Here is a 20999-nt window from a genome sequence, read left to right as displayed (position 1 = left end):
TGATGGTCTGCCAAATTTGTGGAAGGAAAAAAGGGAAGAGAAATTGTTTAGCCCTCGGCGGCTTAATTTGTAATGAGTGCTGCGGAAAGAAGCGAAGAAAATTTATTCCTTGCCCCAGTCATTGCCGGTATCTCCAAAAGAGTCAGGGCTATCTCCAAGAGAAAGAATTGACGGAATTGGAGGTTAAATTAAGGAGGGCATTTCCGGGATTCTTTCACAATTTGGAAGGAAAGATAATTGAATTTCGGAAAAACCGGTTTACCGATTTGACCGATTTTGAGGTGAAAGAGGCTCTGGAACAGAATTTAGCCAATCTCAACTTGCAAAAGAAGGTGATAATCTATGAGTACAAATCGGTTAATCCAAAAGTGCAGATGCTTTCCGATATAATTAGGGAGGTTATCAATTTTTTACAAAAACCACCTTCTGGACCTCGGCAATTAGGGGAGGCAGAGGATAGTTTTTATGATTTAGACACCTTAATCTTTCTTCTGAGAGGGGAGATTGAATTTTTGAAAAGGTTGATGGAAGAAGGGAAAGGGAATACTTACTACCTTGACTTAATAAATACCCTTTATTAAACTAAATCCAAAATCAAGTTTCTATTGACCAAACTTAGGGTCTGATAGTAATGAGTGACATTTCCATCGTCAAGGAGAAGAGGGTTTCTTTTTTAGAGTCTAATCCTGAGAGGATTCGGTTTTTGATGGTAAGGAAAATTTTGGCATTGGTTTAAATTATTGCCATAGAAGATGAAGACGAGAACTTGACGGGAGAAAGGAGGTGAGTATAATTTAGGTTAGATAAAAAGAGGATTTTGGAGGAGTTTATGAATAAGAAAAATCCCTTTCTTTTCATTTTACCAATAGGAGTGGTTTTTGCCTTTTTTCTCGGCTTTTTTCTGGCGGCGAACTTAAATTATGCCCAAAAGACCTCCCCGTCTTTATCAAAGGAGGGAGGTTTTTCCAATCCAATACCCCAAAAGGGGAATTTTCCAATTACTCCCACTGGGGAAAGCCCTTTCGTAAAGGTAGCAGAGATGGTAATCCCTGCCGTCGTTAATATCTCGGCGAAAAAGGAGATAAGGATTAGAAGCCCAGAATTTGATTTCTTCTGGCCCTTTGAGGATTTCTTCAAGGACTTTTTCCGAGATTTTCCTCGTCTACCCCAGAAACAGACGATTCAATCTTTGGGTTCGGGGGTAATAATTTCACCTGATGGTTATGTGGTCACTAATAACCATGTGGTTAGTGGTTACGATGACATCATCATTAAGTTGTCCGACGGTACCGAATACAAGGGAAAGGATGTGAAAATAATTGGTAAGGACCCAAAGACTGATGTCGCCATCTTAAAAATTGAGAAGAAGAGGGAGTTTCCTTACGCCGTTTTAGGAAATTCCGATTCCATCCGGATTGGTGATTGGGTGATGGCGATTGGTAATCCGTTCGGTTTGGAAGGCACAGTAACAGTTGGCGTCATCTCCGCAAAAGGCCGGCACGGAGTTGACCTACCCGGTGGCCCAATTTATCAAAACTTTATTCAGACCGATGCGGCAATCAATCCCGGAAATTCCGGCGGCCCATTAGTCAACTTAAAAGGAGAGGTAATTGGGATAAATACCGCGATCAAGACGACCGCCGGTGGTAATATCGGAATTGGTTTTGCCATCCCTTCTAATATGGTTAAGAATGTGAAAGACCAGTTAATCACAAAAGGGAAGGTGATCCGTGGTTATTTAGGAATTAGACCTCAGGAGATTACGGAAGATATAAAAGAGGCATTGGAGTTAGAGACCAAAGAAGGGGTTCTCTGCGCTGAGGTTTTGGAAAATACACCAGCCGAAAAGGCGGGATTAAAGGAAGGTGATGTGATTATTGAATTTGATGGTAAGAAGTTTAAGGATGTGGAAGAGTTCCGAGAGATTGTTGCCCAAACCCCTCCGGGAAAAAGGGTTTTAATTAAATATATCCGAAAGAAAAAAGTTGAGACGACCTATGCGGTCTTAGAAGAATTTCCGGAAGAAAGTTCGGAGGCGCCGAAAGAAGAAAATAAAATTGGTGTCCAAGTCCGAAATTTGACCGCGGATGAGAAAAGGGAACTGAAAGTAAAAAATGGAGTTTATGTCACCGAAGTTACCCAAGATAGCCCAGCGGAAAGGAGCGGGATTAGAAGAGGGGATGTGATCGTGGGCATTGGGGATAACGAGATAGAAGATGTTAACTCCTTTACAAAAGTTCTGAGGGAGGAGATTAAGAAAGGAAAGAAGAGGATCCTCTTCCGCTTAAAGAGGGAGGGGAGGACAGCTTTTATTACGGTGGAATTGGCAGGATGATTTTAACGGTGAAAGAAGCCGATTATTATGCGGCCACTAATTGAAAAGAGTTTTCTTCCTTATCTCAAGGAAGTGGCGAAGTGGGAAATGCTTACCCCCGAAGAGGAAGAAAAACTTCTAATGAAGGCGAAGGACGGAGACATTAAGGCCCGGGAGAAACTAATTCTTGCCTACCAGAGATTGGTGGTAAGCATCAGTAAGAAATATTTGAGGTCGGATATCAGTTTAGCCGATTTGGTGAACGAGGGGAACATCGCTTTGATGGAGGCGATAAGAGATTTTAATCCGAAGAAGAAGATGAGTTTTTCCCTTTTTGCCCGCTTTCGGATCAACTACCGCCTCCTCCGGGTCTTAGAGGATAGAGGGATTGTTCGGATCCCCCCGATGAAGAAGTTTCAGATAAAAAAGATGCTGAACCTCTTTCCCAAAATTGCGACGAAGTTGGGTCGAACACCAACCCGAGAGGAATTGGCTCAGGCCTTAGGAGTTTCGCCCTTAGAATTGGAGGAGTTACTTGTCCTTTCGGAAAATCCCTTTATCTCCTTAGACCAGAGAGAAGACCGCTCCTCCCAGGAGGGTCGGGAATTGTCGGAAGTTTTATTGAATCCCTCTTTTCCTTCGCCCGAAGAAATTTTCTGGAAAAAAGAAATTCGGGAAGAACTCCAATCCGCCTTAAATACCCTTCAGCCGCGGGAGAGGGAAGTGATTGAGAGATACTTTGGTCTTTTGGATTGCAAAACTCAGAGTTTACAAAAGATCGGCAAAGATTTAGGACTTTCTCGGGAATCAGTCCGTCAGATTAAAAAACGCGCCTTAAAGAAGTTACGAGAGAAGATCAGAAGTGAAGATATCCGTTTGATCTTGGGATTGGTATAAAGAGATGCGATCCCAAGGAGAAGTTTCAGTTCTTAGGCATTTCTTTATTGATATTTTAATCGCTTCCGGTGAAAGAAGGCGATGAGATTTTTATTATTTCTTTCTTTTCTTCCTTTTGCCCTTTGGGCCAAAGGTGATGTCTACATCTTAACTTTGAAAGGAGCAATTGGACCGGCAAGTAGAGATTATATTGGTCGTGCCCTCAAAGAGGCAAAAGAGGATTCGGCTTCTCTCCTCCTTTTGAAATTGGATACCCCGGGAGGATTGGATTTGGCGATGCGGGAAATTTGCCAGGGGATCCTCCAATCCCCGGTTCCTTTTTTAACTTTTGTCTATCCACCCGGGGCGAGAGCCGCTTCCGCGGGCACATTTATTGTGATGGCGAGTCACTTTGCGGCGATGGCTAAAGGAACTTCAATCGGTGCTGCCCATCCCGTAGCGATTGGGGGAAAGGAGATTTCGGAAGAGATGAAAGAAAAAGTAGAAAACGATGCGGTCGCTTATCTCATCTCCTTAGCCAAAGTGAGAGGGCGTGATACGACTTTTGCCGAGCAGGCGGTACGGAAGAGCGTTACTTTAACCGCTGAACAAGCCTTAGAGAAAGGGGTGATTGACTTTTTAGCAAATTCCGAAGAAGAACTTTTAGAAAAGGTAAAAACTAAAGGGATGGTAATTGAAAGAAAAAAGAATTTTCCGATGAATCCGCGCGAGACCTTCCTCCATTACTTGACAGACCCCAATTTAGCCTATATTTTATTAGTTTTAGGTATGTACGGCATAATCTTTGAACTACAATCACCTGGGGCAATTTTCCCCGGAGTGTTAGGAGGGTTCCTTTTAATTTTGGCGCTTTATTCCTTCCAGATTATTCCTGTCAACTATGCGGGTTTGGCTTTGATTGCCCTCTCTTTCATCTTACTCATTTTAGAAATAAAAATTACTTCCTACGGTCTTCTCACTATTGGGGCGGCACTCTCTTTTCTTTTAGGTTCTTTTCTCCTTTTTCCGAAGGCTAATTTTCCCCTTTCGCCACCCCTGGTGGTAATCGTTAGTATTTTTACCATTTTCTTTTTCATTTTAGTAATATCTTTGGGAATTAAAGCCCACCGGCAAAAAGTAGTTACTGGGAGGGAAGGGATGGTTAATCTCATTGGTGAGGCGGCAGAAGATTTTTCGGAGCGGGGGCGAGTCTTTGTGCGAGGGGAATATTGGGATAGTATTTCTTTATCCGGTTTTCTAAAGAGAGGGGAGAAAGTGAGGATAGTAGATGTTACGGGTATGGTCTTAAAGGTGGAGAGATTAAAAGAAGCAAATAACGGTTGAATGAGGAGGATTATGGCAACTTAATGTTTGATGTCCGCGGAATTACTTGATGGCCGAGTTGTTTCGGAAAGAATAAGGGAAGATTTAATAAAAGAGATCCTTTCCTTAAAGGAAAAGGGAATTTCTCCTTTTCTCAAAGTCCTTTTAGTCGGTTCCTTTCCCCCTTCTCTCATCTATGTTAGGAATAAAGAGAATGCCTGCGCCCGGGTGGGAATTAGAACTTATACCGAGAGACTACCGGCGGATGTGCCCGAGGAGAAGGTTTTGGCACTAATTAGGGAGTGGAATCAGGAAGAAAAGACCTCCGGAATTTTAATCCAACTTCCTTTACCGGAAGGAATAAGAAAACGTGAGGTTTTTGCCATTCTTGACCCCAAAAAGGATGTGGACGGTCTTACGCCCACCAATTTGGGTCTTTTGCTTTCTGGTGAGCCGTACTTCTTCCCTTGCACCCCTTTAGGTGTCTTAGAACTTCTCCAGTATTATGGAGTAGAAATAAAAGGAAAGAATGTGGTGATTGTGGGAAGAGGAGAATTGGTGGGGAAACCCTTAGCCAATCTCCTTTTACGAAAAGGGATTGATGCCACAGTAACAGTTTGTCACACTCTAACGCCGGACATAACCTCTTACACCTCTCGTGCGGATATCGTCATTTTAGGGATGGGTAAGGCAAAATTTTTAAAAGGGGAGATGATTAAAGAAGGGGCGGTGGTTGTTGATTGTGGTATTTCTAAGGTGAAAGAGAAAGGTGAAGAGAAGATAGTTGGTGATTGTGATTTTGAGAGTTGTGCCGAAAAGGCAAGATTCATTTCGCCGGTTCCCGGTGGGGTTGGTCCGATGACGGTGACGATGCTTTTGAAAAATACAGTACTGGCGGCAAAAAGGCAGGGAGGATTATTAGATGAAGATTGAGCGCTGCCGGTCAATGTTTGAATCTTATTTAAGGGGGGTAATTAAAAACTTAAAGAATTGCCCTAAGGAATTGCAACGGGGCGTAGAATATGCTCTCTTTCCGGGTGGTAAACGGCTCCGACCGGTACTCTGTCTTCTTTCCTATTTTGCTGCTGGTGGTAAATCAACGAGGAAAATTTTACCTTTCGCTGCTGCCTTGGAGATGATACATTCCTTCTCACTTGTTCATGATGACCTACCGGCGATTGATGACGATGAGATGCGAAGAGGTAAACCAACTCTCCATCGCGTATTTGGGGAAGGGGTAGCGATTTTAGTAGGTGATTATCTATTAACTTTGGCTTTTGAACTTCTCTTTCGCTCCCTAAAGACAAAGGGAGAGAAAAATTGGCAGAAGGCGATTGAGGAGATCTTAAAAGCCTGCGGGGCTGAGGGGATGGTTGCTGGACAAATTATGGAGTTGGTAACTCCACCCACTCCGAATGGTGGAGCCGCTTTCCGCTACTATCAGAAGGTGTGCGAAAGGAAGACCGCGGCTTTAATTACCGCCTCGCTTATGGTAGGAGCGATCCTGGGGGGATTGAAAAGAGAGAGGCTCCGTTTTTTGAGAGAGGGGGCTTCTGCCTTTGGGTTCGCTTTTCAACTGGCGGATGATTTGAAGGATAATGACGGTCTGGTGCGGATTTGGGGAAGGGGGAAGACAGCCCAATTAAAAGAGCGGTATCGTCAGAAGGCGATTTCTTCTTTTAAGAAGTTAGGAAAGAAATTTGCTCCCGTCTTAAAAATTGTCAACGAGATGTTGGAAAATGGATAAAATTCTTCCTCGGATTAATTCGGTCGCCGATTTGAAAAAACTTTCGTTAAAAGAACTTACTAGTTTAGCGGAAGAAATTAGGGAAGAGATTATCCAAGTGGTCTCTCAAAATGGGGGCCATTTAGCTCCTAACTTAGGGGTTGTGGAATTGACTTTGGCTTTACACTATGTTTTTAATGCTCCGGAGGATAAGATAATTTGGGATGTTGGACATCAGTGCTACACCCATAAAATAGTTACTGGCCGAAGGCCTCTTTTCCCAACCTTGCGTCGCTATCAGGGGCTTTCCGGTTTTCCGAAGAGGAAAGAAAGTCCTTTTGATATTTTTGACAGCGGTCATTCGGGGGATGCGATTGCGGTCGGTTTAGGGATTGCTACGGCATTGGAGAAGAAGGGTCTGGCTAATAAACAGAGAGTGATTGTTGTTATTGGGGATGGCTCTCTCTCTTCGGGGGTCGGGTTTGAGGGTTTGAATCTTTCTGGCTCCCTGAAAAAGGATATCATTATTGTTTTGAACGATAACGAAATGTCAATCGCCAAAAGTGATGGGGCACTGGCTACCTATCTCAATCGGGTAATAACCGGGCAGGTTTACAATCGACTAAAAAGCGATGTCTGGAACCTTTTGGGGCATTTGCCCAAGAACCTCACCACCCGGGCAAGGAAGTGGGCGAAGAAATTGGAGGAGGGTTTGAAAAATCTATTTGTCCCCTCATTAATCTTTGAAGAATTAGGTTTTCGCTATTTTGGTCCTTTGGATGGTCATAATCTTAAAATTTTGATTGATGCTTTTAGCCGAATTAAAAATTTTTCGGGCCCAATTTTAGTCCATGTCGTGACAAAAAAAGGCAAAGGATTTCCGCCAGCGGAAAGAAACCCGGAATTTTTTCACGGGGTTGGTCCGTTAAAGGAGATAAAAAAAATAGATTTTGGAAACTTAAACCCAAAGGGTTTTTCGGAAATTTTGGGCAAGACCCTTTTGACATTAGCGGAAAAGGATGAGAAATTGGTGGTCATCACTCCCGGAATGTGCTTAGGCAGTGGCCTTATGGAATTTCGGGAGAAATTTCCGGAGCGTTTTTTTGACTGTGGAATTTGCGAGCAATTTTCCTTAAATTTCGCGAGCGGTCTCGCCCTTTCTGGTTTAAAGCCGGTTGTGGCAATCTATTCCCCTTTTTTACCCCGGGCGTATGATCAATTGATTTATAATATTTGCCTCCAAAACCTTCCGGTTCTTTTTGCTATTGACCGAGGAGGGATTGTTGGGGAAGATGGTGAAACCCACCAAGGAATATTTGATTTCTCTTATCTCCGTTTTCTTCCGAACCTTGTCGTTATGGCACCGAAGGATGAGACCGAGATGAGATTGATGTTAATCTGGGCGGTAGAGAACCTTTCTTTCCCAATTGCCTTGCGCTATCCAAAGGGAGGAGGAAAAAATACTCTTCATCATAATTTTCCTCCTCCGGTGGAGTTGGGCAAAGGGGTAATAGAGAAGGAAGGTTCAGATTTTGCTCTCATCGGGATTGGTTATGCGGTAAATATTGCGGAGATGGTTTCGCAGAGATTGGCTGAGGAAGGATTGTCAATAGGTGTGATTAATGCCCGATTTGTGAAGCCTTTAGCCGAAGATTTTTTTGGCCATTTGGCAAGGAAATATAAAAAACTTTTTACATTAGAGGAAAATGTGCTTCCCGGTGGATTTGGCTCGGCACTTTTAGAGTTCTATCAAGAACGGGGTTATCGGATAGAAATTACTCGTTTTGGGCTCCCTCCATTATTCATAGAACACGGCGAGCGAGAAATTCTCCTTAAAAAATTTGGCTTAGGGGTAGAAGAATTGGTCAAGGAGATAAGAAAGCACTTATTCTTATGAAGGGTTTGAAATTCTTTTTACTTTTTCTTCTCTTTATAACTTTCTTTTACTTCCTCGGGAAAATCTTTCTTAGAAAGCCAAAACCAACTCCTTCGGCGAAAGAAAGGACAAGATTAGAGTCGGTACCGAAAATAGAAAAACCACTATTGGAAACTATTGTCCCAACCCCGGAGACCGAGAAGTTCGCCCCGAGAAAGGAGTCAATAGTCTATCCGGAGATAGGATTGGCACCCAAACAGGAAGAATCTGGGCGAGGGGCAAAAACTTTTCCTTCAGAAAAGAAGCCGGAGATAATTTCCAAGGAAGAATCAAAATTAGACACTATCCCTTTTAAGGCAGAAAGGGAAAGTAGGGAGAATATCCTCTTGGAGGAAGTTCCCAGTACTTTTTCTGAGACCCTATTTCCATTCCCTTGGGAACTTCGGAAAAGGGAGACGATTTTGGAAAGAGTTGATTATAATTTGGGTTGGGTATTTTTTGACCGTTACTTAGATACTATCTATTTGGGAACGGTGAAGGTGATGACCATTTCTGAATATCTGGCATATAAAATGACGAAAGATCTCCGGAGTGGTCTGATGCAGGAGGGTGAGACAAAGAGAATTCAAGAGAGGGGGAGGGTTGGCGTCGCGGGTTTAATTCCGGAGATTGAGATTCCTAAAGTTCCATTAATTGGCGAATCCCGAATTAATATCTCGGGTGACAACCGAATTACTATTGGGGGGCGGTCCACTGTTTTAAGCGGGGCGACAGAAACGGGTCGCAGAACGCCCCTCTTTCCGGAGTTGAAAATGGAGCAGATTTTGAACTTAAATCTTCAAGGGAGTATTGGGGAAAGGACGAAGATTTTTATTGACCACAGTTCGCAAAGAGAATTAGAAGCCAAAAATAAGGTGAAATTGGAGTATACCGGAGGAGAAGATGATATTATCCAGAAGGTGGAATTAGGAGAGACGCAACTTTCCATTCCCCGAACTGCCTTTACCGGCGATATTCCAACGCGCAAGGGTCTTTTTGGTGTTTCTAGCCAGGCAAAAGTCGGAGGGATTGACCTATGGGCTATTGCCTCTCGGGAACAATCTCAACCTCAGACCAAAGAGTTTAAGGGGAAGGCATCTTTTTACGCTGATACCATTTATGATTATGATTTTGTTAAGGGCCGCTTCTTTCTTTTAGGTGATAGTGTAGGAATTAAAGAGTTATATCTTTATTACGATGACAATCAGCCTTACGGAACGGGGAAAATTCGGGCGATTGCCACGATCAACCCAGAGAATCCTGAGGATACTCTACCCAATCCCGATTTCCGGAACGATTATCGAAAAGGAAGTTTCACCCTTTTGGAGGGTAATAAGGATTACCGTTTACACACTTTTCGGGAAGGAGAAGTCATTTTAGAAATGCTCCGAGATGTGAGCGGTGGATGGTTAGCCTGTACTTACATCACTGGAAATGATGATACGGTTGGTGGGTATAGATTTCAAGATTCCCTAATTGTCTTAAAACTTTTGAAGGCGTTTCGTTATACCCCTCAGAGCAAAACTTGGGATTTAACTTTAAGAAATATCTATCAATTAAGGGAGAGTAAAGTAAAGTTAGAGGAGGTGAAGATATTCCGTGATGAGCCCGATATTGATATTGAAGGAGAACCGAGAACGGGAAAGACCTTTCTCCAGATTACTGGTTTAGATCCGGATGGTGACGGGCAAATTGGTTATCCCCAATTTTTACCAACTCTTGGACTTTTAGTCTTTCCATATCCAAAACCTTTTGCCCTTTCAGAACTTTCGGTTCGCGATACAGTGATTTACACCACTGATGTCTTACAGCCGGGTCAGGGTGGTAAATATTACATTTTGGTAAAATATACAACCCTGACGAAGACAATTTCTATCGGTCCGGATGTAGAGGAGGGAACAGTAAAAGTTTATGTGAACGGGACGGAACAAGAGCCGGGCGTGGATTATCGGGTTGATTACGAGAAAGGGGAAATTACTTTTTTGAAACCATTACCTCCCGATGCGGAAATAAAGGTGACTTATGAGTATTTGCCGTTATTTATGGCGGTCTCCCGTTCGGTACTTGGCCTGCGGGCAGAAGGAAAGTTTTTGGAGAACGGCAAGATTGGTACGAGCCTTTTTTATCGCTCGGAGATGAGTCCCCAGGAGAGACCAACATTAGGTTCCGAACCTTTCCAAAGGATGATTTGGGAGGGGGATTTGAGTTACAGTTATAAAAATGAAGGTTTTACCGATTTCCTTAACCGACTTCCCTTAGTCCGCGCCCAAGCACCAACTGAGGTTTCTTTCTCTGGGGAAATTGCGACATCACTTCCTAACCCTAATACCTTTGGTGTGGCTTATGTTGATGATTTTGAAGGGGTAGTAATTTCAGAAAAGATTGACTTAAATGCGGTAAATTGGTTTTTCGCTTCAGTTCCCGTGGATATGGATACCGCAAAATTTGCTAAAAACCCCCTCCTTTGGACGAATCGTAGGATCCGGAAGGATTCCATCTTTGGTCCGAGGGTAAAAGAAGAAAGAGAGGAGATGGTTGACTTTTTAAGAGTTATCTTTCAACCTGACAACTCTTCTTCTTGGGCGGGGTTTATGACCGGAATTCGGGGTGGAGTTGATATCCGAAATTTGGAATACTTGGAAGGAATCTTCCGTTCCTCTTCCGGTTTGGGAAAACTGAAAATTGCAATCGCCACCACTGTGGAAGAGGATATCCCAAGAAGGACAAAGGATGGAAGAATTGTTGGTTACAACAACTACTTTGATACCGAAGACCGAAATCGAAATGGGATTTTAGATGTTCTCCTCGGTGAAGATAGTGGACTTGACACTGTTTCCGGAGTTGATGGTCAAGGGATTCCGGGGGATGATGGTAATGATGACTACGATCCAAACTATAACCCCCAAGGGACCGAAGGGAACCGAAGACTTGATTCCGAAGATATTGATGGCAATGGGTATTCCCCCCGCGGCGATAATCATTATTACGAATACGAAATTTCTCTTTCCGATACTATCTATTTCACTAGTCTCGTAAATAATTGGCGCATTTTCCGCATCCCCCTCCGGCAGTGGACAAAGAAGGTAGGCAGTCCCCAAGATCAAGATATTAGGGTTGTTCGGTTGGTTTTTACAGATTTTGCCAAAGGCGAGACGATTGACTTTTACCAATTGGAATTAACCGGGAATAAGTGGCGGGGGTTTAAGATAGAAGGTCCGATTCGGGGTCGCCAACCAAATAATGAAGGTCCGGGTTGGGATACCTTAGGGCCGGAGATCTCTCCGGATACCCAAGAAGTAATTAAGGTTTATCAAATTAGTGTGGAAAATGACACATCTTATAATTCGCCATTTGAATTAAAGAGAGACGCCTTCGGCAAAAAGGAGAAAGAGGCATCCTTGGCTCTATTTTTCCAAAATCTCCGGGTTCAGGGGAGGATTATTGTCCCTCAGGTTTTTTACGCCAAAGAGGATTGGCGGGATTATAAAAAGTTAAAGATTTATTTACATAAAGACCCCAATATTAATCCGGTATTTTTCATTCGGATGGGGCAAGACTCAAATAATTATTATGAATTCCGCTCCTTTATTGACCGTGGGAGGAGAGTACCTGGGACGGATGGTCTCTGGTACGAATTTGAGATTTCCTTTGATACCCTCCAATTGGTGAGGAGCGGGGAAATAAAAGGAGATTATAACTTCTTTGGCAATCCCACTCTGGCAGAGGTTAAATATATCGCCTTAGGAGTAGAAAATCCCTATCCGGAAAGAATTTCTGGGTGTATCTGGTTTGATGATATCCGGCTCGTATCCCCTTATGCCGAAAGAGGTTTAGGATATCAGTCCTATTTCCGGTTTTCCCTTTCCGACCTCGCTAATTTTTCTCTTTCCTTATCCTATCTTGACCCGAACTTTGTTCGCCTCTCAGAGGGGGGAGGGGTGAAAACGGGCAATTATACTTTTAATCAGGGATATTCTTTTAATGCCAATTTGGACCGATTCTTGCCTCCTTCCTGGCAGGTTTCTTTACCCTTAACCTATAGCCGAAATGTTTCTTCTTTAATTCCCAAATTTCATCCGGTCTCTCCGGATCGGCGGCTGACCAAAGAATCACCCGCGGCGGAAAGTGCCAAAGGGAAAGGATTTTCTGAATCCTGGGGCACAAGTATTCGGAAAGGAAAGTCGGGAAACAAGTTTTTGAATTATACCTTAGAAGCCCTTTCTTTTGTCTGGTCAAGGAGTAAAAGTTTTAGTCAGCAAATGCTCTCCACAGATACTTCTTTCCGCACCAGTTCGGGAATTAATTATGCGATAAGTCCTAACCTCACTTTTGAATTGGGGAAGACGGAAATTTCCTTTTTCCCCCAGAATATCTCGTTTGGAATTGGTTACGCCTCTTCTCGCACCAGAAGAGAGACAAAAATTCCTCGCTTAGAAGGAAAGGTTGATACCCTTAGGGATTCAAGTCGGACTAAAAACGGTGCCTTTTCTTTCAGTACCGGTTATTCCCCGATTGAGGATTTAAACTTTGAGTACAGTGAGAATCAGGGTCGCGATTTTTATGGTGTCTCCGAGGAGGGAAAGACAAAACGGTTTGGCTTGGAAACCGACCGGGAAAGAAATTTTGGTGTTTCTTACTCTTTAGAACTCTGGGATATCCTAAACCCCAATTTTGATTATAATGGTGGTTATAATGAATCCCGGATGCGTAAGAGGGATACAATCTTAACAAGACGCACTTTTGATAACGAAGGTGAATTCCGGATTGATACTGACCTAAATCTTTCGGAATTATTTAATAAGTTGCTGGGAGAAGAGGGCAAATCTGGCTCGTCTCGGAGCGAAACCACGGGAAGGGAAAAAGAGGGATTTTTTAGAAAGTTCGCCTCTTTCTTTAAGCGGCTTGAACCGTTTGACCTATCTTATTCTATCGGTCGCAGCAGTGAATTTCCCAGTGCCTATTCTTCCCCACCGCTCCTTTACCAATTGGGGTTTATTGATCAATTCAAAGCGGGTGAGACTTTAAAAACTCCTCTTAATCGGGAAATTGATAATCGTTTTTCTCTATCATCAAAGTTAAATTTAGGCGATTTGGGAATTAACTATTCTTATGAGAATAGTAGAGAAAGAAGTTATACTAGTGGCACCGGTCAAGGTAGTTACGGAGTAATTTGGCCCTCATTAAGTATCACCTTAAGTAAGGTGGAAAGGTTTTTAAAGAAATGGGCAACCAGTTCCAACTTATCATTTGGCTATCAAAAGAGCCGGGATAAAAGTGGTCAGTTATTGCCTTCGGGCAAACTTTCGGAAAGGGGATTAAGACTTGGAGAAAGAAATAGTTTTTCTCCCTTAATCGGCTGGCAGACAACTTGGAAAAAAAGGATAAATACCAATTTCAACCTGAATTATTCTCTCACCGCGGATAATGTCTATCTCACCGGACCCGAAAATATCAGCCGAACCGAGACCAAAGAAGGCGGTTTTGACTTTTCTATTAGTCATGCCTTTTCCGCTCCGCGCGGGATTAAAATCTTATTTTTACCTAAGATAAAATTGACCCAGGAGATGACCCTTTCTTGGGATGTCCGCTATTCCCGAAGAAAGAGCGAAAAGGTTGAAGTCGGGATACGAACTCCCATCGGCTCGGACGAAAATATCTCCACCCGACTTTCTGCTTCCTATCGGGTCTCTTCAGCCCTTGATGCCGGAGCTAATATCGGTTATTCCTCTTTCCATAATCTCGTGACCCGTCTTCGCTCGCAGAGTGTAGAAATAAACTTTTGGATACTTTTCCGCTTCTAAAATTCTTACGGATTAACCCATTGACAAGTTACTTTTTTTTCATTAGATTGAAAGACAATTTATTTTGGAGGTGGTTATGAAGCGAGTTTTTCTTATCCTCTTTTTTCTTGCCTTCTCCCTCTTCGGTGCCCGGCGGGTGATGGTCTGTGAGGACTTCACCGCTACTTGGTGTACCTATTGTCCGGGCGCGGCTCGGGGTTTAGAGGAATTGGAGAAGGTTGCCTTTGATTCGGTGGTCGTGATTGCCTATCACTCTTCTTCTTCTGACCCGTTTTATAATCAATATTCCGCCGCGAGAATGAGTTATTATGGCGTTAGCGGTTATCCGACCGTCTGTCTTGATGGTAATTATCGGATTGTGGGTGGTCTCCATACGGGAACGATGTATCCGTCATATCGGGTCTATTTTGACAGTAGGCGCAATTACGAAAGTCCCGCTCGTATTTCCCTTGCCCTTAACTATGATTCAACCACGAGGAACGGTAATTTGACAATCAAAATTAAAAATGAGTTATCTTCCTCTCTTTCTGTCCAACTTCAGGTCGCCTTGACCGAGAGTCATATCTATTATCCCTGGCAGGGGATGGATTCTTTACACTCAGTCCTTAGAATGATGCTGCCAGACGCTTCGGGGGAGCCAGTGACAATCCCTGGGATGGATTCTATTACCCGGACCCGAAATTTTACTTTACCCGGAGGGATTGTTGCCCGAAATTGCGAAATTATCGTCTTCCTCCAAGATAATTCTACACGGGAGATTTTAGCTGCTTCCCGGGTTGCTTTAATTGGAAAGGGAAAGATTGAATTTCTCAGTTTTATCCCTTCTTCTATTCCGGAATTGGGCGACACGGTTAATTTGACAATTTCGCTTGGCAACTACGGGAGCAAAGATTTGGCAAATGTAAGCGGTCGGTTATCCTCCTCTACTCCTTACCTTCAAGTTTTAAGAGATGAGTCAAATTTTGGAGTGATACCAATCGGAGAAATTCGCCAATCCGAGAGTCCTTATACGATTACTATTTCGGCTACTGCTCCGGAGACTTTAGTCAACTTAAAACTGAGAATTTCCGGAGAAGATTTTTATACTGATTCCATCCTTTTCCCTTTTCTCATCTCCCGACGTTTAGGTTTTTCTGATGATATTGAATCCGGACAGGGAAGGTGGACCCATTATGGGATAAATGACTATTGGCAGATTACCACCCAGAGGAGTCATTCGCCAACCCACTCCTGGTTTTCTAATTATGTGAACGAATCGGATGGCTATTTGGTTTCCCCCTACTTCATTTTGGGAAGTCCGGAGATAAGTTTCTGGCATTATTACGCGACAGAACCAAGTTATGATTATGTCTTCTTTGATGTGAGCACGGGCAATCGCTGGCAGAATTTGGGATATTGGACCGGTAGTAGCGGTGGTTGGGTCAATCAAATCTATTCCCTTCCCGTATTAATTGGGACAACAATGCGCATCCGCTTCCGGTTTGTTTCGGATTATAGCGTCACGGATGAAGGTTGGTTCGTTGACGATGTTACTTGTGGTTTGACGGGATTAGAGGAAGTAAAGAGGGGGGAGAAATTTTACTCGGAAAACAGAAGAGTAGTCAATTTAGAAAAAGCGGTAGAAATTTTCACTGTGGATGGCAGAAGGATAAACTTTCCAAAAAGAGTTTCTCCAGGAATTTATTTCCTTCGCTTCCCAAAAGATAAGAAGATGAGGAAGGTGGTTGTCTATTAAAATTTAGGCTGAGAGGGAATAGAAACCAAGAGCGAGAAGGGATAATTAGAGTTTAATCAGAGGTTTTGGCACAGATGAAATAAAAAAGGAGGGTGATAATTTTTAGGAAAATGACGATGGTTGACAAAAGGTTATTTAATTCCTATTATATCTAATGATTACGAAAAAGGGAAAACTTCTTCTCTTTTCTCCTCTTCTCTCTCTCTTTTTCTCTTGCTCGGAAGCGCCGAAACTTGAAATTACCCCCTACGAGAGGATAGTGCTCTGTGAATTTTTCACCCATATCCGCTGTACCTATTGCCCCTATGCGGCAAATACTCTTGATAGTTTAGAAAAAGAGTTTCACGATTCTCTAGCCATTATCGCCTATCATCGGCGAAGGTTGGGTGATACTTTAAGTCCAAATTATGTAGAAAACCGCGCTACCTTCTATTATCAGGATAATATTGAACCGACTACCTTTTTTGATGGTGAAGGACCAGTGCGTACCGAAGATCCGGTTCTAAACTATCAGGTCTTTAAGGGGATGGTAGAAAGGAAAAGAGGGATTAAACCAAAGGTGCAACTTTTTCTTGCCGAATCGCTTTTTACCAATATCCTAAAACTGAAGGCAATCTTAATCAGGGTAGATACGACAAGGTTTGATTCCCTGAGGTTCTTTTTTGTTTTCACTGAAGATTCGGTTCGGTGTTATATACCCGGTGGCTCAGATTCCATCTTTAATAAAGTGATGAGGATGATCTGGCCGGATGAGAATGGGATGCCGATTTTTCTAAATCAAGATACAATAAAGGTTGAATATACCATTCCTTGGAAAGAGATTTGGCGGAAGGAGAGAATGCAGATTGTGGCTTTTATTCAGGATAAATTAAGTAAGGAGGTGTTAGTTTGTGTGAAGCGGAGGTTTTTATGAAAAGATATATTTTCTTTCTCTCTTTATTTATTTTTCCCACACTCTTTGCCCAGTACAGTTTTGAGTTAAGGTGTATTGACGACACCTTCCGCTATCTTTTTCCGAACAGTTTTGCTTCCTACCGCTTTCAAATGAAAAATAACGGAACACTGCCCGATTCCTATCGCTTAAAGATTGAGGTGATAGAGAGTGTGCCGGGTTGGGAATACGAGATTTGCGCCCGGGGGAGATGCGTTCCACCAGGAGCGGCTTTGGTCTTTTCCCTTTCCCCAGGAGAAGTTGATACGACAATCGTTGCCCACATCTTCACTAGTAACACCCAAGGTCGGGCAAAAATCACCGTTTCCTGTCGCTCCTTTGGTGACACCACCTTGGAAAGAAGACAAAATCTTTATGCCCAGGTTGGCTCGGCAATTGGTGAGGTTTCCAAAGTAATTTTCTCTTCTTTTTCTTCCTCTCCCAGGTACTATTCCCTTGATGGTCGGATATATTTTAGATCTTCCAAAGGGTGGGGTATCTACTTTTTACCCAAAGAAAGGAGAAAGGTATTGATGATTGGTGAATAAAGATGGATAAAGTCAAAAAAAGGGACGGTCGGGTTGTTGACTACGACCGGACTAAAATTGAGAATGCTATTTATAAGGCATTATTCGCCACCGGTCTTGATAATCGGGAGATTGCCAAAAGACTTTCTTTACAGGTAGAAGAGAACCTCAAAGGGAAGTTTAAGGAACGCATCCCTTCGGTGGAGGAGATTCAGGATATTGTAGAAAAGGTTTTAATTAACGAGGGATTTTCGGATACTGCCAAGGCTTATATCTTATACCGGAAGACGAGAGAGGAGTTGAGAGAGACAAAGTATCTTTTAGGGGTGAAGGATGACTTAAAGTTAAGTCTCAATGCCATTACCGTTTTAAGAAACCGCTACCTTCTTCGTGATGACCAGGGAGAGATTATTGAGACGCCAAAGGATATGTTCAAAAGGGTGGCAAAGGCGATTGCCGAAGGGGATAAGTTCTATCAAGAGGATTGGGAGAAATCCTTTCGAGAGTTTTATGAGATGATGGTCAATTTGGAATTTTTGCCCAATTCCCCAACTTTGATGAATGCCGCCACCCCAATCGGTCAACTTTCCGCCTGTTTCGTGCTACCAGTTCCGGATTCTATCCCCGGAATTTTTGATACCCTAAAATATACCGCTCTAATCCACCAATCGGGTGGGGGAACCGGTTTTTCCTTTTCCCAAATTAGACCCGAAGGGGATATTGTGAAATCAACCAAGGGGATTGCCTCCGGTCCAGTCTCTTTTATGCGCATCTATGATATGGCGACCGAAGTGGTGAAGCAGGGTGGGAGGAGAAGAGGTGCGAATATGGGGATTTTACACGTGACGCATCCGGATATTTTAGAGTTTATCACCGCCAAGAGCAAAAAGGGAATTCTTAACAATTTTAATATCTCAGTCGCGGTAACCGATGATTTTATGGCGAAAGTGGAAAAAGGTGAGGATTACGAATTGGTGAATCCCAGAAACGGGAAGGTTGTGAGGAAGATGAATGCCAAAGAGGTCTTTGACCTGATTTGCTATAACGCCTGGGCTTATGGCGATCCGGGTTTGATTTTCCTTGACGAGATCAACCGGAAAAACCCCACGCCCGAGATAGGGATGATTGAGTCAACTAACCCTTGTGGTGAGCAACCACTCTTGCCTTATGAATCTTGTAATTTGGGGTCAATTAACTTAGTGAAGATGGTAAGAGATGGGGAGTTTGATTGGGAGAAGTTTGGTGAGACGATAAAGAAGGCGGTCCATTTTTTAGATAATGTAATTGATGTGAATAAATTCCCTTTGGCCAAAATTGAAGAGACGACAAAGGCAAATAGGAAGATTGGTCTGGGAATAATGGGCTTTGCCGATTGCCTATTGAGATTAAATATCCCTTATGATTCCGAGGAGGCTTTAAGATTTGGAGAAAAAATTGCCCAATTTTTAACCGAAAAGGCAAGGGAAGCATCAAAAGACTTAGCCAAAAGGCGCGGTCCTTTCCCCAATTTCCCCAAAAGTATCTATAAGAATGGGGAACCCTTAAGGAACGCCACGGTCACGACCATTGCTCCAACCGGTACCATCAGTATTATCGCGGGCGTCTCTTCGGGTATTGAACCACTCTTTGCCCTCTCTTATGTCCGAGTGGCTCTGGGGGGCCATCGACTCTTAGAGACCAACGAGTATTTTGAAGAGGTTTTAAAGAAGAAGGGTTTATACTCTTCCTTTTTAGTTCGGGAGGTGGCGGAAAGGGGTAGTATCCGAAATATCTCGGGACTTCCGGAAGAGATGAAACGGCTTTTCGTTACCGCCTTAGATATCTCTTATGAGTGGCACATTAAGATGCAGGCGGCTTTCCAAAGGTACATTGACAATGGGGTCTCAAAGACCATTAATCTGCCTTATGAAGCATCCCCGGAGACCGTACGCCAAGCATACCTCTTGGCTTGGCGTTTGCAATGTAAGGGGATTACGATTTATCGTTATGGTTCCAAAGAAGAGCAAGTCTTATACATTAAAGCGCCTACTAAGGACTTCTTAACAGTAAATGGCGAGTTTTCCGGTGGTTGTCCCGAGGGGGTTTGTATTACCTAACCAAGAATTTTTTTCAGTTCGTCCCATTTTTTCCGCCATTGTTGGTGGGCAGGGATATCTGAGACATTAATGGTGATAAGAAATATATTTTTCTCCAGAAAGGGAAGAAACCATTTTTCCCGATAATCAAAGAGAGCTAAATAATAGCCCCGGGCATTACTAGCCCAGGTATTTATTATCTCTTTCAATTCTTTAAGACCCGTTTCTATCTTTTCCGGAGATAAATAGTTGTCATTATTTAAGATGAGAAATGATTCTGTGTAAAGAAAAAACTTCGGAAGATTTTGCTGGAAGATTACCAGATGGGGAGTTTTATTACCAAAATTTGGTTTTACCCTTATATACCACTCGGGAAGAGAGCCGATAAATTTTAATAGGTAGAGATAGGTGATTGCCAATAAGTCATCGGAGGAGAAGATGCGCATATTTTCCACCTCTTTCTTTAACTTAACGACCAAAGTGGTTTTTAAAAAATTATGAAGTGCTTCCTCAAATGGATTCATAAGGGCTTTATCTTTTGGTAAAATATCTTTGCCTCCTCTTCGTTGCGGGCTAAATGGTTTATCATTCGGTTGATACCTTCCTTCTTTAATAGGTAATTGCCATTGCCGATTATGATCATACCATTAGAGAGCCAAACCTGAGCGACATCCGGGGTGATGACGCTTTTATAGATGGGGTTGAGTTCGTCAAAGGGATGGGAGGTTTTGGGGTCGCATAAAAAAGAGACCAAAACTAAAGGGTAGGAGCGGAGGACAATCCGGTAGGCCGGAGGCATATCCTCAAAAGCGGGCAGGGGAGTGATTTCCACGATATTCTTCTGGGCGAAAAGTTGGGAGAGGTTGTATTCCGGTGAGAAACCCAACTTTTTAGCAATCACCCCAATCCCCACATTCTGGACCCTGATATCTTTATCCGAAGGTTTGATTAACCGCACCATCCGGATAAAGAAAGAAGCCTGATTATGAAGGCGGAGAAGTTCCCGAAAGGCGATAAAAGTGAGAAGAGAAGCGAGACCCTTATGGCGAAGGGGTTTTTCCACAACGATATTCCAGAGGACGATAGTTGCTTCCGGGGCATTCCTCTCTAAATCTACCTTGCCAACAATTTTGCCTTCCCATTCTAAGAAGAAATGGGCTTCTTTCGGACCGATTTCGGAAAGAACGCGGAAGACTTTATTTTGGAAAAAGCCTTCTAAGATGTGGATCCGGTCCTGAGAAATCCATTCAAATTTTGGTCCTAAGGGTTGGGGTGAAAAATAAAAGTCTTTAGGAAGAACGGGAGAAGGAGCAAATAAGGAACGCCAAAGTTTAGAAAGAAACCTAATCATTCTCTTTTAAGTATAGAATAAAAAATCTTTTTGTCAATATCCCTTTCCTAAGTTTCTCCGCAATCGGTTATAATTTCCCTTAAAACTTTTTTTGTACTTGGTTAAGACATCGTTACCAGCCATAAGGTGGCAATAATCAGGAGAATAATAATCTAAAATAATAACCGGAAAATTAGCAAAATTCTCATTTAAATGAGTTAATCCTAAGGATTTGAGTTTTTCTAAAGGAGTTAAATTATTCATACCATAGCCAAAATGTGGTCTTTTGGTATTATAATATATCTGCCATTTTTGTGCTTCTTTTAGAAAATGGGAGCAATTTTTAAAAGTGGGTATCAAAGGAATATAAAACTCTTCATCGTCGGTTTTGTGTGACCTTTCTACTCTACCTTGATATCCCTTTCTTCCTTTGGGAGCTCTTCCCA

Annotated in this window: 15 protein-coding genes; 12 read left to right on the top strand and 3 right to left on the bottom strand. The window is 42.8% G+C overall.

Annotated elements, in window-relative coordinates; genetic code table 11:
* Nucleotides 1-2 precede the first annotated feature (2 nt).
* The 12 genes from ABIL00_02015 to ABIL00_01960 all read left to right on the top strand — a co-directional run bounded on the left by ABIL00_02015 (nt 3) and on the right by ABIL00_01960 (nt 19244).
* Nucleotides 3-581: a hypothetical protein gene (locus ABIL00_02015; GenBank protein MEO0109546.1), complete on the top strand. Its 579-nt coding sequence runs from the start codon at nt 3-5 to the stop codon at nt 579-581.
* 248 nt (nt 582-829) lie between these two features.
* On the top strand, nt 830-2335 hold the full coding sequence (locus tag ABIL00_02010; GenBank protein ID MEO0109545.1) for a DegQ family serine endoprotease: 1506 nt from the start codon (nt 830-832) through the stop codon (nt 2333-2335).
* 27 nt (nt 2336-2362) lie between these two features.
* Nucleotides 2363-3211: a sigma-70 family RNA polymerase sigma factor gene (locus ABIL00_02005; protein MEO0109544.1), complete on the top strand. Its 849-nt coding sequence runs from the start codon at nt 2363-2365 to the stop codon at nt 3209-3211.
* An 81-nt stretch (nt 3212-3292) separates the two neighbouring features.
* Entirely contained in the window at nt 3293-4534 is a 1242-nt protein-coding gene (locus tag ABIL00_02000) for a nodulation protein NfeD (protein ID MEO0109543.1), read from the top strand.
* Nucleotides 4535-4564: 30 nt separating this feature from the next.
* Entirely contained in the window at nt 4565-5446 is an 882-nt protein-coding gene (locus tag ABIL00_01995) for a tetrahydrofolate dehydrogenase/cyclohydrolase catalytic domain-containing protein (protein ID MEO0109542.1), read from the top strand.
* Nucleotides 5436-6260 carry a polyprenyl synthetase family protein gene (locus ABIL00_01990; protein MEO0109541.1) on the top strand — a complete coding sequence of 275 codons (825 nt, stop codon included), beginning with the start codon at nt 5436-5438 and terminating at the stop codon, nt 6258-6260. The genes ABIL00_01995 and ABIL00_01990 overlap by 11 nt, the downstream gene beginning before the upstream one ends.
* Nucleotides 6253-8136 (top strand): 1-deoxy-D-xylulose-5-phosphate synthase, encoded by a 1884-nt coding sequence (gene dxs, locus ABIL00_01985; GenBank protein MEO0109540.1) that lies wholly within the window; start codon nt 6253-6255, stop codon nt 8134-8136. The genes ABIL00_01990 and dxs overlap by 8 nt, the downstream gene beginning before the upstream one ends.
* A gap of 5 nt (nt 8137-8141) precedes the next feature.
* Entirely contained in the window at nt 8142-13955 is a 5814-nt protein-coding gene (locus ABIL00_01980) for a hypothetical protein (protein ID MEO0109539.1), read from the top strand.
* A 76-nt stretch (nt 13956-14031) separates the two neighbouring features.
* Nucleotides 14032-15690: an Omp28-related outer membrane protein gene (locus tag ABIL00_01975; GenBank protein MEO0109538.1), complete on the top strand. Its 1659-nt coding sequence runs from the start codon at nt 14032-14034 to the stop codon at nt 15688-15690.
* Nucleotides 15691-15844: 154 nt separating this feature from the next.
* On the top strand, nt 15845-16603 hold the full coding sequence (locus ABIL00_01970) for a hypothetical protein (protein ID MEO0109537.1): 759 nt from the start codon (nt 15845-15847) through the stop codon (nt 16601-16603).
* On the top strand, nt 16600-17169 hold the full coding sequence (locus ABIL00_01965) for a hypothetical protein (GenBank protein MEO0109536.1): 570 nt from the start codon (nt 16600-16602) through the stop codon (nt 17167-17169). The genes ABIL00_01970 and ABIL00_01965 overlap by 4 nt, the downstream gene beginning before the upstream one ends.
* Nucleotides 17170-17171: 2 nt before the next feature.
* The gene (locus ABIL00_01960) at nt 17172-19244 is read left to right on the top strand and encodes an adenosylcobalamin-dependent ribonucleoside-diphosphate reductase (protein MEO0109535.1); all 2073 of its coding nucleotides are present in this window, start codon (nt 17172-17174) and stop codon (nt 19242-19244) included.
* Here ABIL00_01960 and ABIL00_01955 read toward each other — a convergent pair.
* The 3 genes from ABIL00_01955 to ABIL00_01945 all read right to left on the bottom strand — a co-directional run.
* Entirely contained in the window at nt 19241-19747 is a 507-nt protein-coding gene (locus tag ABIL00_01955) for a hypothetical protein (GenBank protein MEO0109534.1), read from the bottom strand. The two genes, ABIL00_01960 and ABIL00_01955, sit on opposite strands and share 4 nt — an antisense overlap.
* Complete coding sequence (locus tag ABIL00_01950; GenBank protein ID MEO0109533.1) at nt 19744-20574, bottom strand: GNAT family N-acetyltransferase; 831 nt, start codon at nt 20572-20574, stop codon at nt 19744-19746. Before ABIL00_01950 ends, ABIL00_01955 begins: the two co-directional genes overlap by 4 nt.
* Nucleotides 20575-20607: 33 nt before the next feature.
* On the bottom strand, nt 20608-20999 hold a 392-nt coding region (locus ABIL00_01945; GenBank protein MEO0109532.1), incomplete at its 5' end, for an integrase core domain-containing protein.

It is taken from the genome of candidate division WOR-3 bacterium, from assembly GCA_039801905.1.
Taxonomy (GTDB): Bacteria; Hydrothermota; Tepidihabitantia; order Tepidihabitantales; family JBDRVQ01; genus JBDRVQ01.
This window is presented reverse-complemented; position numbering and strand designations above follow the sequence as displayed.